Genomic DNA, 15,390 nt, shown 5'->3' with positions numbered 1-15,390 from the left:
GCTGGCGTGGTGTGATGGACCATGCACATTGTCATCGCCGGCGCCTCCGGGCTCATCGGCACCTCCATGTCCGCAGCCTTCCGCGATGCCGGCCACTCCGTAGTGGCCCTGGTCCGGCGGCCACCTGCCGGTGCAGGCGAAGTCCGCTGGGATCCGGCGGCCGGTGTCCTGGACCCCTCGGCGCTTGCCGGTGCTGACGCCGTGGTCAACCTGTCCGGTGCCGGCATCGGCGACAGGCCCTGGACGCGGAAGCGGGTGGAGGAGCTGTTCAGCTCCCGTTTGGGCCCCACGAGGACTTTGGTGCAGGCCATGGCGCAAATGGATACGCCACCGGCAACCTTCATCAGCCAGTCGGCGTCCGGCTACTATGGCGACGCCGGCAACACGGTCCTGCGCGAGGACGCGCCTGCAGGTTCCAGCACCTTGGCCCAAATCTGCGTCGAGTGGGAGCAGGCGGCACTGGCGGCACCTGCAGGCGTGCGCGTGGTGCTGCCCCGCACGGGAGTGGTCTTCAGCCGTTCCGGCGGAGCGCTGGGAAAGCTGCTCCCGTTGCTGCGGCTGGGCCTTGGCGGTCCCTTCGGCAACGGACACCAGTTCTGGCCCTGGGTCACCCTTCCTGATGTTTGCGCCGCCTTCCTCTTCCTCCTGGACTCTCCGGTCTCCGGTCCGGTCAATGTGACCGCCCCTGAGCAGGCCGACGTCAACACGATCGTCGCGGCGCTGGCCCGTGCCCTGCACCGGCCGGCCATGCTGCGGGTTCCCGCCCCTGTGCTGCGCACGGTGATGCCGGGGCTGGGCGAGGAGCTCCTGCTGCACAGCCAGCGGATGGAACCGGCAGTGCTGGCATCCGCAGGCTTCCGGTGGCAGCACGGGAGCCTCGAGGATGCTGCGCGCTGGGTAGTCGCCAAGGACGGCTCCGCCTAGCTGCATCTACCGGCGGCCGGAAATCGCCGGGACTCCTTCCGCCACACATTGTCTTATCCGGGCTGCGTTCCGCTGCTGGTGCAGGTCCGCCGCTCCTGCTTCACTCTGCGGCAAGGATGTCGCTGACCCGCCACTGGCCGTCCACGGAGACAAGGACCAACCGAAGCGGCTGCGGCGGGCTGGGCGCCCCCGTGGCAAGCACCGTGTTCTCTTCATTGACGGTGCTGTAGCCGGAGGTGGCGGCTACCACCTTGACGACAGCATGGTCCTGGGTCGCACCCACTTCCGCCGCCACCTCGGCGAGGGTGCTGGTGAAGCCGGCCAGGCGGTCCCCCGTTGGCCGGAGCTGCGCTGCGATGCGCTCATCGGCGGCAGCTGCTGCGGAACCTGGCGCGTTCACCTCCGCAAGCAGCTCAAGCCGGCCGCTGCTGAATGCGTGGTCCCGCAGCGCGGCGAGGCCCTGCACAGCAACGGCGGGATCAGCCGCAAGGGCATCCTGTCTGGCGCCATCAACCGGTGCAAGGGCTCGTGTTCCGCCGTCCCCAGCAGCTTCGGCTGGACGTGCAGCTGCCGGCAGCGAACCGGCTGTGGCGGCTCCTGGCCACGGCGGATGTCCGGCGGCTGACAGCCACCACATTGCGGCGGCCGCTGCGGCAATGGCGGGCAGGAGGGCACGCGCCAGTATCCCCGCCCTCCGGCCGGCTACGGGTCCGCCGGCATGTTTGCCTTGCCGGACGGCGGGTGCGACAGCACGCTTCCCGGGCGGGGTGACGGACCCGGCAGTAGGTTTCGAGTGCGCGACAAGGGCGGCTTTCTTTTGGGCCAACGGCAGCTGTTGCCACATGGATCCCCGTTTGGACCGGCCAGCAGGCGGCTTGGCGGATGACTGGGTGAAGGACAAGGCGCTCCAGCGGGTCGTCGCCAGGCGGCGGCGAAGAGCCCGGAGTTTCGTCCGGAGACCGGCGCCCTTTGTTTCAGGGGCGGCGCGGCGCCGTGTGAGCAGCTCGGGCAGGACGGTGGGGTGGACAGCGTCGGAGAGGTCCACCGGCTGCGGGTCTGCACTGCGGTACACAGCCGTGGCCAATGCCAGTGCGTTGGGGCGCAGCCGCCGGTCCTCGTTCAGCCCTGCTTCCAGGGCTGCTGCCAGTTCCCTTGGGACGCCGGGAACAAGGAGTGACAGCGGCGGGCGGTCGGCGGTGCGTCCCGGTGCAGCACCTGTCAGGCAGTACCACCCAAGTGCGGCAGCGGAGTAAACGTCGCGTTCAGGCTGCAGCCCGGCACGCACGGCATCGACCGGGGACGGGTCAAGGAAACCGGCCGTTCCTGCCGTTCCTGGACAGCCAGGATCGCCCAGCATTCGGGCAACGCCGACGTCTGACAGCATGGGCTTTCCCTGCCCGGTGAACAGCACGTTCCCCGGAGATACGTCCGAGTGGGTAAACCCTTTGCCGTGAAGGTAGCCCAAAGCCTGCGCGATGGGAGTCAGTACGGTGACGGTCTCCCCCACAGTGAGCCTGCCGCGGGCGGCGACCAGCTGTGCCAGGGAACCGCCGGCAGCGTAGTCCATGGTTAACGCCGTGCCTCCACCGGGCTCCCCGAGGCGGACGGCATCGCGGGCCCTGATCAGGTGCTGGTGGTCCAGGACCGAAAGGATGCGAATCTCCCGCCGCATCTCCTCCTCCGTGTTGGCCACGCTGCCCCGCATCCTGCTGCCGGCAGTGCGGAAGCACTTGAGCGCGACGTCCCTCCCGGTCCGCTGTTGCCTGGCCAGCCACACGTCCGCGCTGCTCCCCCGCCCCAGCAGCCGGCCGACGTCGTAACCGGGGACCTCAGGCGCCTGTGCATCATCCATGGTCCATGTCTAGCCGAGTTCCCGGCCGGCTGCAGAAGTTATCCACAGCCCTGGTAGCGCAGTCACAATGGGGACGACGGTGAGCTTGGACACTAAAGCCGGCCCGCGCGGCTACGGGGTCTAAGCTGGATGCCATGACTCTTGAGTTTTCACAGCTGGGTCTTGCCCCCGACTTCGTTGATTACATGGAAGGCTGGGATGCCCAGCGCGAACTCCATGACAACGTAGTCGCCGGAGTTGCCCCCAGCACAGTCCTGCTTTTGGAGCACGCCGCCGTCTACACGGCCGGCAAGCTGACAGAGGACCATGAGCGCCCGTTTGACGGCACACCGGTGGTTCCGGTGGACCGCGGCGGCAAGCTCACCTGGCATGGGCCGGGACAACTGGTCGCCTACCCCATCCTGAAGCTGAAAAACCGCTCCGGCATCCGGGATTACGTGGAGCGCCTTGAAGAGATCATGATCACCGTCATGGCGGACTACGGCATCAAGGCCGAGCGCATCAAGGGGCGGGCCGGTGTGTGGATCAAGGCCGACGCCAAGGGCCCGGACCGCAAGATCGCGGCCATCGGCATCCGCGTGCTCAACGGAGTCACCATGCACGGCGTGGCGATCAACTGCAGCAATGACCTGGCACCATACGGGCAGATCATTGCCTGCGGCATCACCGACGCCGGGGTGACCACCATGTCCCTGGAAACGGGCCGGGAAATCACTCCCGCCGATATTGCGGACCGGTTCGTAGCGGAATTCCGCAAACATGAAGAAGCATTGGTTTCGAGCCCTGAAGGAGCTCTACTGTGACATTGGCACCTGAAGGCCGGAAGATGCTGCGGATCGAGCAGCGCAATGCTGCGGTTCCGGTGGAGCGCAAGCCGGAGTGGATCAAGGCCAAGGTCCAGATGGGCCCGGAGTTCGTCGGGCTGAAGAACCTGGTGAAAAAGGAAGGCCTGCACACCGTCTGCGAGGAAGCCGGCTGCCCCAACATCTTCGAATGCTGGGAAGACAAGGAAGCCACGTTCCTGATTGGCGGGTCCGAGTGCACCCGCCGCTGCGACTTCTGCCAGATCGACACCGGCAAACCCTCACCCCTGGACCGGTTCGAACCCACCAAGGTGGCCCGCTCCGTCCAGTCCATGCAGCTGCGCTACGCCACCGTCACCGGCGTGGCCCGCGATGACCTCGAGGACGAAGGCGTCTGGCTCTACGCCGAAACCGTCCGCAAGATCCACGAACTGAACCCCGGCACCGGCGTCGAACTGCTCATCCCCGACTTCTCCGGCAACCCCGACCACATCAAAGCGATCTGCGACTCCAAACCCGAAGTCTTCGCCCACAACGTCGAAACCGTCCCCCGGATCTTCAAGCGCATCCGCCCCGCGTTCCGCTACGACCGCTCCCTGGACGTCATCACCCAGGGCCGCAACCACGGGATGGTCACCAAATCCAACCTCATCCTTGGCATGGGCGAAACCCGCGAGGAAATCTCCGAAGCCCTCCGAGACCTCCACCAGGCAGGGTGCGACCTGATCACCATCACCCAATACCTGCGCCCCAGTGAGCGGCACCTGCCCGTGGACCGCTGGGTCAAACCCCAGGAATTCGTCGACCTGCAGCACGAAGCCGAAGAAATCGGCTTCCTCGGCGTCATGTCCGGCCCCCTGGTCCGATCCTCCTACCGCGCCGGACGCCTCTGGGCCACCGCCATGCGCAAAAAAGGCCGCGACATCCCCGCCGAACTCGCCCACATCGCCGAAGGCATCCAGGACTCCGGCACCACCCGCCAGGAAGCCGCAACCCTCCTGGCAGCGCACTCCTGACCTCGGATTCGTGAAGCCGCCAAGGGCCGGACGCCGGAAGTTCCCAGCGTCCGGCCCTCGCGTTTAAGTCACGTAGAATTGAGGCACTATGGCGAAATCCCCTGACTCCAGCAACTCCACCTCCGCGGGCTCAAGCGCGGTGAAGCGCAGCATCTTCTCGCGCAAGCCGAAGGAAGCAAAGGCCAAGAAGCCCAGCAGGCTCAAGCAGATCGGCGAGGTCTTCACCATGACCCGCCGCCACGACCCCATGGTTCCGTGGCTGATGCTCGCAGTCTTCCTGGGTGTTGTGGCCGTGAGCTTCCTGGTGGGATTCTGGCTGGATAACTGGATCACCGGCCTGATCATCGGCATTCCGCTCGGCCTGCTGGCCGCCACCTTCATCCTGTCCCGCCGCGCCGAACGTGCGGCGTTCGCGCAGATCGAAAACCAGCCCGGTGCCTCCGGTGCCGCTCTGGGGACCCTCCGCCGTGGCTGGATTACCGAAGAACAGCCGGTGGCTGTCAACCCCCGCACGCAGGATGCCGTCTTCCGCGCGGTAGGACGTCCCGGCGTCGTCCTTGTCAGCGAAGGCCCCACCCACCGGGTGAAGCCGCTGCTCGATGCTGAGCGGAAGCGCCTGGCGCGCATCCTGCCCAACGTCCCCGTGCACACCATCCAGACGGGACGCGGCGAGGGCCAGGTGCCGCTGAGCCAGGTGGCCAAGCAGATGGGCAAGATGAAGAACGAACTGACCAAACTGGAAGTCAGCACCGTGTCCAAGCGCATCGCCTCCATGGGCAACAGGCTTCCAATCCCCAAGGGCATCGATCCCTACAAAGCCCGCCCCAACCGCGGGCGCTAGCCAAGAGGACGCCCCGGTACCGGCACAGCCGGCCGCCGGGGCGTTTTTTCTTGCGCCCGGACCGGCCCGCGCTTCCAGCTATGACAAGGACTTGACCATGCCCCTCAGGACAACAGTGATCCGTGCCTTCCGTATTCTCGCAGTGGCCGAGGCCTGCAGTTGGGCTGCACTCCTGGCCGGGATGTACTTCAAATGGATTGCCGGCACCACGGAGGTTGGCGTGGAGATTGCCGGGCCTGTCCACGGTGCGTTGTTCATCGGCTACGGGGTGGCTGCGCTTACGCTGTGGCGCCTGCAGCGCTGGCCGTTCCTGGTGGCTGTACTGGCCGGTGTCTCCGCTGTCTTCCCGTTCGCCACCATCCTCTTTGAGCGCTGGGCCGGGCGGCGCGGCTACCTCACTGCTTCCCGGGCAGACCAGGCCGACGCCACCCTCGAACCCAGCCGGGCTTAGCTGATCAGGACCCCTGACGTGAAGTCAGTTGAGGCAGGGACTGCGCCGGTGAAGGGCACCCAGGGCCGGCGGCGGGTGGTGGCAGTCCTCTCCCTGCTCGGGGCAACGCTCTTTTGGGCCGGCAACTATGTCGTGGGCGCAGGCGCGGTCCAAAGCATCGACCCCCTGAGCCTGGTGTTCCTGCGGTGGGCCATCGCGCTGGTGCCGCTGCTGGTGATTGCCCAAGTGGTTGAGCGGCCGTCCTGGCGGTCCGTCCTGGCCGCCTGGCCCTGGTTGCTCGCGTTGAGCGTCTGCGGCCTGCTCGGCTACAACCTCCTCCTGTACTTCGCCCTGAAGCACACGGACGCGTTCAACGCATCGCTGATCAACGCGTTCAATCCTGCGCTGATCACGCTTGCCGCTGCGGTCTTCCTGCGTGAGCGGCTCACACCGCTGGCGGTGGCAGGCGTCCTGATGGCCCTGGCCGGCGTCCTGATCGTCATCAGTGGAGGAAATATTGGGCGCCTGGTGTCCACCGGTTTCGGCCCCGGTGAGGTGATCATGGTGGGCGCCATCGTGGTCTGGACGGCGTACACCATCATCGGCCGGTTGGCGCCGAAGATCCCGCCTATCACCGCAACGGCGGTCCAGGCAGCGGTGGTCGTGGCTATTCTGGGCCCGGTCCGCTTCGCCACGGGCGGCGTGGCGCTTCCCTCAACGGGCACCGTGCTGGCATCACTGCTGTTTATCGCCATCTTCCCGTCAGTGCTGTCCTACCTGCTGTGGAACCGCGCACTGACGGTCCTGCCTGCGGGCGGTGCAGGAGTGTTCCTCAACCTCATCACCGTCTTCACCGCGATCCTGACCGTCCTTGCCGGACAGGTGCACACCACCGCCCAACTGGTGGGCGGCGCCGTCGTCATTGCGGGCGTGGTGGTGACCAACGCCCCGGCGTTCCGGCGGCAGAAACGGATCAGGGAACTGCCGGGAGCATAAGCGGGACCAGCTAGCGCCGGATCAGGAGCGTATTCATGGCCTTGTCGTGGAGGCCGCGCTGGTCCGGGTCGAAAATCACGGCGGGGATCACCAGGCACAGCAGCACTGTCCTGACCAGGGCGGCCAGCGGGCCGGGGGTACCGCCGCCCGGTTTGATCACGGCAATGCCCATGATGCGGTGGCCGATGCTGTAGCCGAGGGTTCCCACCAGCAGGATCTGTTCAATGGCGAATACCGCCAGGGTGGCCCAGGAGTCGCCGCCGAAAGCGAAGTTGCTGATCAGCAGCGCGATGCCCCAGTCGATGCAGAGGGCCGCGATGCGCCGGCCCGCCCGGGCGATGGACCCGGGGCCGGACTCCGGCAGGCCCAGGCGCTCCCCCGGATACTTCGAGATGCCGGAGGTGTCTGGTCCGCTGAGCCAGGAGCCAATGTCTTTGCGATCTACCACCACCCAAGTTTACCGGGCATGGCAGGTCCACCACGCCCACAGTGTGGATGGGGCTCGACCACAGTGTGGACGGACGATAGCGTGGTCATAGCAGGGCATTCTGTAACCTGCCCGAAACAATGCGGACACGGACGGGAAATGCCGTATCCATAGGCTGTTAGCAGTTTCAAGCAATCCCCCGGCAGGTAAGCGCAGCAGGGAAAACCCCGCGTTCTCCCTGCTTTTGGATTGCGCTGGGTCGTATGGCTTGCATGCCAGATATTTACATATGCGTTAGGAGCATAGATGTTCAAAACTGCGGACGAAGTCCTCAAGTTCATCAAGGACGAAGATGTAAAGTTCGTCGATATCCGCTTCACCGATCTTCCGGGCGTCCAGCAGCACTTCAACGTCCCCGCCAAGAGCGTCGACGCGGACTTCTTCGTCAACGGCCAGCTCTTCGACGGTTCCTCCATCCGCGGCTTCCAGGGCATCGCCGAGTCTGACATGCAGCTGATCCCGGACGTCACCACCGCGTTCCTGGACACCTTCCGCATGGAGAAGACCCTCGCGCTGAACTTCTCGATCGTGAACCCCCGCACGGGCGATCCCTACCACCGCGACCCCCGCGGCGTGGCCGAGAAGGCTGAAGCCTACCTGGCCTCCACCGGCATCGCCGACACCGCATTTTTCGCTCCCGAAGCCGAGTTCTTCGTGTTCGACAACGTCCAGTACCAGTCCTCGCCGCAGGGCAGCTTCTACAAGATCGACTCCGAGGAAGCCCACTGGAACACCGGCCGCGAGGAAGAGGGCGGCAACCTGGGTTACAAGACCCCCGTCAAGGGCGGTTACTTCCCGGTCTCCCCCACCGACAAGCAGGCTGACCTGCGTGACGCCATGTGTGTTGCCCTGGACGAAGCCGGCCTCGAGGTCGAGCGCAGCCACCACGAAGTTGGATCCGCCGGCCAGGCCGAGATCAACTACAAGTTCACCACCCTGACCCACGCCGCCGATGACCTCCAGAAGTTCAAGTACGTCATCAAGAACACCGCTGACGCCTGGGGCAAGTCCGTCACCTTCATGCCCAAGCCGGTCTTCGGCGACAACGGCTCCGGCATGCACTGCCACCAGTCGCTGTGGAACGGTGGCGAGCCGCTGTTCTACGACGAGAAGGGCTACGCCGGCCTGTCCGACACCGCCCGCTGGTACATCGGCGGCCTGCTGAAGCACGCTTCCGCCGTCCTGGCCTTCACCAACCCCACGGTGAACTCCTACCGCCGCCTGGTCAAGGGCTTCGAGGCTCCGGTCAACATGGTCTACTCGCAGGGCAACCGCTCCGCCGGTATCCGCATCCCCATCACCGGTTCCAACCCGAAGGCCAAGCGCATCGAGTTCCGCGCTCCGGACCCCTCCTCCAACCCGTACCTGGCGTTCGCTGCCCAGCTGATGGCCGGCATCGACGGCATCCGCAACCGCATCGAGCCCCCGGCTCCGATCGACAAGGACCTCTACGAGCTGCCCGCCGAGGAAGCCAAGGACATCCCCAAGGCTCCGGGCTCGCTTGAGGAAGCCCTCGAGGCACTGCGCGAGGACAACGAGTTCCTGCAGGCCGGCGGCGTCTTCACCCAGGACTTGATCGACACCTGGATCGAGTACAAGTACGAGAACGAGATCCGCCCGCTGTCCCTGCGCCCGAACCCCTACGAGTTCGAGCTCTACTACGGCGTCTAGTCAGCAGCCTGCCCTGCAGGACAGCTGATACAGCAAAGGCGGCCACCGGTGTTCAACCGGTGGCCGCCTTTCGTTGTGTCCGGGGGCGTCGCGGCCGCGGACGGAGACCATAAGGTGGGGGCCCGCCTCCAGACGTGCTGAGACCGGGAGCCGGACCCCCTGACGAATGCCCCCCGAGACGAAGACTATCCAGCCTTCCCCCCAACAAGGTTGGAGAACACCGCCAATCCACATAATCGGGCAAACGCTTGCTAAGCGCAATGCCGGCACGGCGGGTTACGTCAAACGCCTTACGGATGCAGGTTTTCGGCGAAGCTGTGGAACATGGTCCGCTGCGGCCCCGCCGGGCCGCCCAGGTAGGGCCCTGCATCGACAAAACCGGCACGGCGGTAAGCGGACAGTCCCGCCGGGTTCTCGTCGTTGACGGAGAGTACGACGCCGGTCTCGCAGCTTTGGTGCCGGTCGGTAAGTTTGCGGGCTGCCTCCACGGCCGCGGCCGCTGCCAGGGTCCCAAGCCCTTTGCCCTGGTGCCGCCGGTCGATGAGGAACCCGCGCAGCAGCCAGGCCGACTGGTCGTCGGGCCAGCCGGCGAGCCCCGCCGCCCCTGCCTGCAAAGTCAACAGCCCAACGGCGGCACCGCCGGCCTCCACGACGTACGGCCGGCGTGATGCTTCGGCCAGTCCTGCCAGGGCCATCCGCAGCGGGTCGCCCACGAAGCGGTCCTGGCCCGGCAGCAGCGACATCCCCGCAATGGCTCCGAACTGTATGGCGCGGGCATCGTTGTCCAGGTCCCGCAGCGGGATGAGCCAGACCCAGTCAGTGCCCATAAAAGACACGCTCGAAAACAGCACGTGCCCGCCGGCTCACCCGCAGGTAGTCCTCCTCCAGGGCGGCAGCGTTTCCGGGCTCGTAGCCGCACCAGCGCGCCACGGCCTCCAGGTCCCGGCGGGAGGAAGGGAGAAGGTCGGAGGCCTTGCCATTCCAGATGACGTTGGCGGACCGGATGCGGCTCGCCAGCCGCCAGGCCTCCGCCAGCAGCTTGGCATCCGCAGCATCAAGCAGGCCAAGTTCCGCGGCAGCGAACAGGGCCTCCAGCGTGGACGTGGTCCGGAGCTCCGGATGTTTCCCGGCATGCTGGAGCTGGAGCAGCTGGACCAGCCACTCGACGTCGCTGAGGCCACCGCGTCCCAGTTTGAGGTGGCGCGCGGGGTCGGCGCCGCGCGGCAGCCGTTCTGATTCCACCCTTGCCTTGATGCGCCTGATCTCACGCACGTCCTGCTCCGCCACGGTTTCCGGGTACCGGATGGGGTCGATGAGGGAGAGGAAGTCGGCTGCCAGGGTGTCGTCGCCTGCCATGGGCCGTGCCCGCAGCAGGGCCTGGGCTTCCCAGATGAGGGACCAGCGGCGGTAGTACTCGGCGAAGGAGTCCAGGGAGCGCACCATTGCGCCGTTCTTGCCCTCGGGCCGTAAGTCGGCGTCCATCTGGAGGACCCGCTCTGCCATGATGGCCGGCTTCAGCGGCTGGGTGAGCAGGCTGGACACCTTCGCCACGATGCGGGCGGCCTGTTCCTGGGCCTCAGCGTCGGAGAAGCCGGGAAGGGCGCGGTGAACGTACATGACATCAGCATCGGATCCATAGCCGATCTCGCGGCCGCCCTGGCGGCCCATGGCCACCACCAGGACCGTGGTCTTGAGCGGCCCGCCGGCGGAGACGATGCCTTCCGCTACGCGCAGGGCGCCCAGGACGGCCGCCCGGTCCGTGTCCGCCAGGGCCCTGCCTACCTGGTCCTGGTCAAGGAGGCCGGCTGAGTCAGCAATGGCGATGCGGAGGATCTCCCGCCGCCGGATCAGCCGGATAAGCCGCATGGCGCTTTCCGGGTCCGAGTGCCGGGACATCTTGGCGGTGATCTCCTGCCACTGGGCTTCGAAGCCCACGGGCACCAGGTCCTTGTCCTGTCCCAGCCATGCCACGGACTCCGGCGAGACTTCCAACAGGTCCGCGATCAGCCGGGAGTTGGAGAGCATGTGGCACAGGCGTTCGGCGGCGGCATTGGAGTCGCGCAGCAGGCCGAGGTACCAGTGGGTGGTGCCCAGCGCCTCGCTGACGCGGCGGAAGGCGAGCAGCCCCGCATCAGGGTCCACACCTTCGGCGAGCCAGTCGAGCAGGATGGGCAGAAGCTGGCGCTGCAGGGCGGCGCGGCGGCTCACCCCGGCCGTCAGGGCCTCGATGTGGCGCATCGCTCCCTGCGGATCCCGGTATCCTAGGGCGGCAAGCCGGCCCTGCGCCGCTTCGGGAGTCAGCCTGGCGTCCTCGCTGCTGAGCTTGGCCGCCGAATTCAGCAGTGGCCGGTAAAAGATGCGCTCGTGCAGTTCGCGGACCGAGCGCTTGGTGCGCTGCCAGGCGGAAAGCAATGAGTCCGGGGTGGGCCGCTCATTGGAGAACGGCCCCAGCACGGCCTTGGCCAGGGAGCGCAGCGCCGGCTCAGCCACCGGCATGAGATGGGTGCGGCGCAGCTGGAACAGCTGGATCCGGTGTTCCAGCAGCCGCAGGTAGCGGTAGGCGTTGTCGAAGGCTGCGGCGTCGGAGCGGCCGATGTAACCCCCGGCGGACAGTGCGGCGATCGCGGAAGTAGTGTCCCGCCGTCGTAATGACTCGTCCGCCTTGCCGTGCACCAGCTGGAGCAGCTGCACGGTGAACTCGACGTCGCGCAGTCCGCCGCGGCCTAGCTTGATCTGGCGCTGCTCCTCGGCGACCGGGATGTGCTCGGTCACCCTGCGCCGCATCGCCTGGACGGATTCAACGAAGCCCTCGCGCCCCGCGGAGTTCCAGATCAGCGGCGCCACGGCGTCCTCGTAGGCCTGGCCCAGTGCGGCGTCGCCGGCGATGGCTCGGGCCTTGAGCAGCGCCTGGAATTCCCAGCTTTCCGCCCACCTGGCGTAGTACGTCTCGTGGGAGGCGAGGGTGCGGACCAGGGGCCCGGACTTGCCCTCGGGCCGCAGGTTGGCGTCCACCTCCCAGAGGCCGGGTTCCCGGGCCACGGAGGAAATGGCACGGGAGATGCCGCTGGCCAGGGCCGTGCCGATGGTGTTGGCGTGGGCGTCCTCCAGGCTGCCCGGGTCCACCACGTAGATGACGTCGACGTCGGAGATGTAGTTTAGTTCCCGGGCTCCGCACTTGCCCATGCCGATCACTGCCAGGCCGACGTCGGCAACCTCCGCAGGGCTGTGCTGCTCCGCCGCTTCCGCGCGGGAGACTGCCAGGGCGGCCTCGATGGCGGCTGCGGCCAGGTCGGCGAGTTCCCCGCCCACGGCCGGCAGGAAGTCCAGCGGATCCGCGGCGCACAGGTCCTTGACGGCGAGGTCCACCAGGCCGCGGCGGTAGGCCGTGCGCAGGGCTGCGTAGGCGTCCACACCGGTGACGGAAGCAACGGGCCGGGCGGCGCGGGGGTCCGCGCCGACGGACTGCAGGAGCGTGGCGCGCAGCCGGCCCGGGTCGGCGGGCAGGGGTTCGGGACTGGCCCGGACCCGGAAAGCTTCCAGGTGCTCAGGGTGCCGGATGAGGAACTCCCCCAGCGCTTCCGAGGCGCCGAGGACCCGGTACATCGGCTCGCTGGCCTCCGGCTCGGCGGCGGCCAGGTCGCGCAGCTGCGGGTGCTTTTCGATCAGCCGGACCAGGGACTGCAGGGCGGTGTCCGGGCTGGCGGCAAGCTGCAGCCCGGCAAAGAGCCTGTCCTGGTCCAACCCCTCGAGTTCGCGCGCGGCAAGGAACCGCTCGCCCTTTTCCAGGTCGCTGAATCCGGCCGCGATGAGGCGGCGGGCCAGGCTCACGCCGGGCACCTAGAGGATGCCGAGGTTGCGCTGCAGCTCGTAGGGCGTCACCTGCAGCCGGTAGTCCTGCCATTCGGCGCGCTTGTTGCGCAGGAAGTGCTCGTAGACCTGTTCACCCAGGATCTGCGGCATCAGCTCCGAATCCTCCATGGAGCGGATGGCGTCGTGCAGGCTTGCCGGCAGTGGATCGTGGCCCATGGCGCGGCGTTCGGCCGAGCTCAGCGACCAGACGTCGTCCTCGGCAGCGGCGGGCAGGTCGTAGCCTTCCTCGATCCCCTTGAGGCCGGCGCCGAGGAGGACGGCGTAGGCCAGGTAGGGGTTGGCGGCGGAGTCGATGCCGCGGTACTCGATCCGGGCTGACTGGCCCTTGCCGGGCTTGTACAGCGGCACGCGGACCAGCGCGGAGCGGTTGTTGTGGCCCCAGCTCAGGTAGCTCGGGGCCTCGCCTCCACCCCACAGCCGCTTGTAGGAGTTCACGAACTGGTTGGTGACGGCGGTGAACTCCGGGGCGTGCTTGAGGATGCCCGCGATGAACTGGCGGGCGGTCTTGGACAGCTGGAACTCGGCACCGGCCTCATAGAACGCGTTGCTGTCGCCCTCGAACAGGGAAAAGTGCGTATGCATGCCGGAACCGGGGTGGTCGGTGAACGGCTTGGGCATGAAAGTCGCGTAAGTGCCCTGCTGGAGCGCCACTTCCTTGATGACGGTGCGGAACGTCATGATGTTGTCTGCCGTCTGCAGCGCATCCGCGTAGCGGAGGTCAATCTCGTTCTGGCCCGGGCCGGCCTCGTGGTGGCTGAACTCCACGGAGATGCCCACTGATTCCAGCATGGTCACCGCGGTGCGACGGAAGTCCTGCGCCACCCCACCGGGGACGTGGTCAAAGTAGCCGCCTTCATCCACCGGAACCGGAGCGCCGTTGGGGCCCGGCTCATGCGACTTGAGCAGGTAGAACTCGATCTCCGGATGGGTGTAGCAGGTGAACCCCATGTCAGCGGCCTTGGCCAGGGTCCGCTTCAGCACGTTGCGCGGGTCAGCGGCGGAGGGCTCGCCGTCAGGGGTGAGGATGTCGCAGAACATGCGCGACGTCTGTTCAGTCTCGCCGCGCCACGGGAGGATCTGGAAGGTGGCAGGATCGGGCTGGGCCAGCATGTCCGATTCGAAGACCCGGGCCAGGCCTTCAATGGAGGAGCCGTCGAAGCCCAGCCCTTCCTCGAACGCGCCCTCGACTTCCGCCGGGGCCAGTGCCACGGACTTCAGCGATCCCACGACGTCGGTGAACCACAGGCGTACGAAACGTACGTCGCGCTCTTCGATTGTGCGCAGGACAAACTCTTGCTGGCGGTCCATGATGGCCTCTTCTCCGGTCAACGTCCATGCTCCGGGCCCATGCAAGGGGAAAGCCGGCAGCAGTTCATCAACACTGTACTAATCATTCTGCGCCGATGCCGAAGCCTGCGCCGTGCGTAACACAGCATTAACCTCCCAGTCCCATAATCCTGCCTCCAGGCCACCCCCGGGTCCCGTTTCCGGCGCCCGCTGCCATGCGCAACCGACCACGCCATGACGCATATCACTGCTCCCGGGAGGATGGGCGCGGTAGCTAGGACGCCCGGTACCGCATTACGCTCATCCCATGGCCTCCAACAGCTCCGACTCCAGCGCGTCCGCAGAAGTACCCGCCCCCTACGGCAGTGGCCCCGGCGTGCCGGCCCCGGCCGAACGGAAGCCGGCAAAGGTCCGTCTCCACCACCTCCAGCAGGCAAAGCGGGACGGCACCAGGTTCGCCATGCTGACCGCGTATGAGCAATACACGGCCGAGATTTTTGATTCCGCCGGCATCGAAGTGCTCCTGGTGGGAGATTCGGCCTCCAACAATGTCTTCGGCAACGAGACCAGCCTCCCTGTCACCGTGGACGAACTGCTGCCCCTGTGCCGTGCCGTGGCACGCTCGGCACGACGCGCCCTGGTGGTGGCGGACCTGCCCTTCGGCAGCTACGAGGTCAGCGCCGAACAGGCCGTGGCAACCGGTGTGCGGTTCCTGAAGGAAGGCCTGGCGCACGCGGTCAAAATGGAGGGCGGGAAGTACTACGCACCCACGGTCCGGGCCATGGTGCAGGCGGGCATTCCCGTCATGGCGCACATCGGCTTCACACCGCAGAGCGAGCACGCACTGGGTGGCTACCGCGTGCAGGGCCGTGGCGACGACGCCCAGCGGCTGATTGACGACGCCCGCGCACTCGCCGATGCCGGGGCGTTCTGCGTGCTGATGGAAATGGTGCCTGCAGAGACGGCAGCGGCCGTGGACGCAGCTGTCAGTGTTCCCACCGTAGGAATCGGTGCGGGGAATGCAACTACCGGACAAGTCCTGGTGTGGCAGGACATGGCCGGACTGCGGGGCGGCCGGATGGCAAAGTTCGTGAAGCAGTACGCGGACCTGCGCAAAACACTGCTCGACGCCGCCACCGCCTATGGCGACGACGTCAGGTCAGGCGAGTTTCCCGGCCCGGAGCACTCCTTTTAGGCCGGCACCCACCCGACT

General features: G+C 66.8%; 13 protein-coding genes. 8 read left to right on the top strand and 5 right to left on the bottom strand.

The features are described from left to right. Positions 1 to 21: 21 nt before the first annotated feature. On the top strand, positions 22 to 924 hold the full coding sequence (locus JCQ34_RS07740) for a TIGR01777 family oxidoreductase (protein WP_286403396.1): 903 nt from the start codon (positions 22 to 24) through the stop codon (positions 922 to 924). Positions 925 to 1,024: 100 nt separating this feature from the next. On the opposite strand, the gene JCQ34_RS07735 is transcribed toward JCQ34_RS07740, so the two are convergent. After that, entirely contained in the window at positions 1,025 to 2,776 is a 1,752-nt protein-coding gene (locus JCQ34_RS07735) for a serine/threonine-protein kinase (protein ID WP_286403394.1), read from the bottom strand. A 125-nt stretch (positions 2,777 to 2,901) separates the two neighbouring features. Between JCQ34_RS07735 and lipB the strand changes: the two genes are divergently transcribed. The 5 genes from lipB to JCQ34_RS07710 all read left to right on the top strand — a co-directional run bounded on the left by lipB (position 2,902) and on the right by JCQ34_RS07710 (position 6,862). Beyond that, positions 2,902 to 3,579 (top strand): lipoyl(octanoyl) transferase LipB, encoded by a 678-nt coding sequence (lipB, locus tag JCQ34_RS07730; RefSeq protein WP_286404368.1) that lies wholly within the window; start codon positions 2,902 to 2,904, stop codon positions 3,577 to 3,579. Then, entirely contained in the window at positions 3,576 to 4,595 is a 1,020-nt protein-coding gene (gene lipA, locus JCQ34_RS07725; protein ID WP_286403392.1) for a lipoyl synthase, read from the top strand. Before lipB ends, lipA begins: the two co-directional genes overlap by 4 nt. Positions 4,596 to 4,683: 88 nt before the next feature. Continuing rightward, a complete protein-coding gene (locus JCQ34_RS07720) occupies positions 4,684 to 5,436 on the top strand; it encodes a DUF4191 domain-containing protein (RefSeq protein ID WP_286403390.1) in 753 nt (250 codons plus the stop codon). A gap of 97 nt (positions 5,437 to 5,533) precedes the next feature. Then, complete coding sequence (locus JCQ34_RS07715) at positions 5,534 to 5,887, top strand: DUF3817 domain-containing protein (protein WP_286403388.1); 354 nt, start codon at positions 5,534 to 5,536, stop codon at positions 5,885 to 5,887. 18 nt (positions 5,888 to 5,905) lie between these two features. After that, complete coding sequence (locus JCQ34_RS07710) at positions 5,906 to 6,862, top strand: DMT family transporter (protein ID WP_286403387.1); 957 nt, start codon at positions 5,906 to 5,908, stop codon at positions 6,860 to 6,862. 10 nt (positions 6,863 to 6,872) lie between these two features. Here the strand turns inward: JCQ34_RS07710 and JCQ34_RS07705 are convergent, their stop codons facing one another. Then, positions 6,873 to 7,310 carry an RDD family protein gene (locus JCQ34_RS07705; protein WP_286403385.1) on the bottom strand — a complete coding sequence of 146 codons (438 nt, stop codon included), beginning with the start codon at positions 7,308 to 7,310 and terminating at the stop codon, positions 6,873 to 6,875. Between the two features lie 285 nt (positions 7,311 to 7,595). Between JCQ34_RS07705 and glnA (JCQ34_RS07700) the strand changes: the two genes are divergently transcribed. Continuing rightward, positions 7,596 to 9,020, top strand: a complete 1,425-nt coding sequence (gene glnA, locus JCQ34_RS07700) for a type I glutamate--ammonia ligase (RefSeq protein ID WP_142134301.1) — start codon at positions 7,596 to 7,598, stop codon at positions 9,018 to 9,020. Between the two features lie 290 nt (positions 9,021 to 9,310). Here the strand turns inward: glnA (JCQ34_RS07700) and JCQ34_RS07695 are convergent, their stop codons facing one another. Genes JCQ34_RS07695 through glnA (JCQ34_RS07685) form a run of 3 tightly spaced genes read right to left on the bottom strand, consistent with a single transcriptional unit; the run spans position 9,311 to position 14,198 of the window. Continuing rightward, complete coding sequence (locus tag JCQ34_RS07695) at positions 9,311 to 9,847, bottom strand: GNAT family N-acetyltransferase (RefSeq protein WP_286403381.1); 537 nt, start codon at positions 9,845 to 9,847, stop codon at positions 9,311 to 9,313. Next, entirely contained in the window at positions 9,837 to 12,848 is a 3,012-nt protein-coding gene (locus tag JCQ34_RS07690; protein WP_286403379.1) for a bifunctional [glutamine synthetase] adenylyltransferase/[glutamine synthetase]-adenylyl-L-tyrosine phosphorylase, read from the bottom strand. Before JCQ34_RS07690 ends, JCQ34_RS07695 begins: the two co-directional genes overlap by 11 nt. Before the next feature lie 9 nt (positions 12,849 to 12,857). After that, positions 12,858 to 14,198, bottom strand: a complete 1,341-nt coding sequence (gene glnA, locus JCQ34_RS07685; RefSeq protein ID WP_286403378.1) for a type I glutamate--ammonia ligase — start codon at positions 14,196 to 14,198, stop codon at positions 12,858 to 12,860. Between the two features lie 286 nt (positions 14,199 to 14,484). Here glnA (JCQ34_RS07685) and panB point away from each other — a divergent pair, with 286 nt between their 5' ends. Further along, entirely contained in the window at positions 14,485 to 15,372 is an 888-nt protein-coding gene (gene panB, locus JCQ34_RS07680; RefSeq protein WP_286403376.1) for a 3-methyl-2-oxobutanoate hydroxymethyltransferase, read from the top strand. The last annotated feature ends 18 nt before the right edge of the window (positions 15,373 to 15,390 follow it).

Origin of the sequence: Pseudarthrobacter defluvii (assembly GCF_030323865.1) — a bacterium.
In the GTDB taxonomy this organism is placed as follows: Bacteria; Actinomycetota; Actinomycetes; order Actinomycetales; family Micrococcaceae; genus Arthrobacter; species Arthrobacter sedimenti.
Note: the sequence above shows the minus strand (reverse complement) of the source record. Positions and strands in the feature narration are given on the sequence as shown.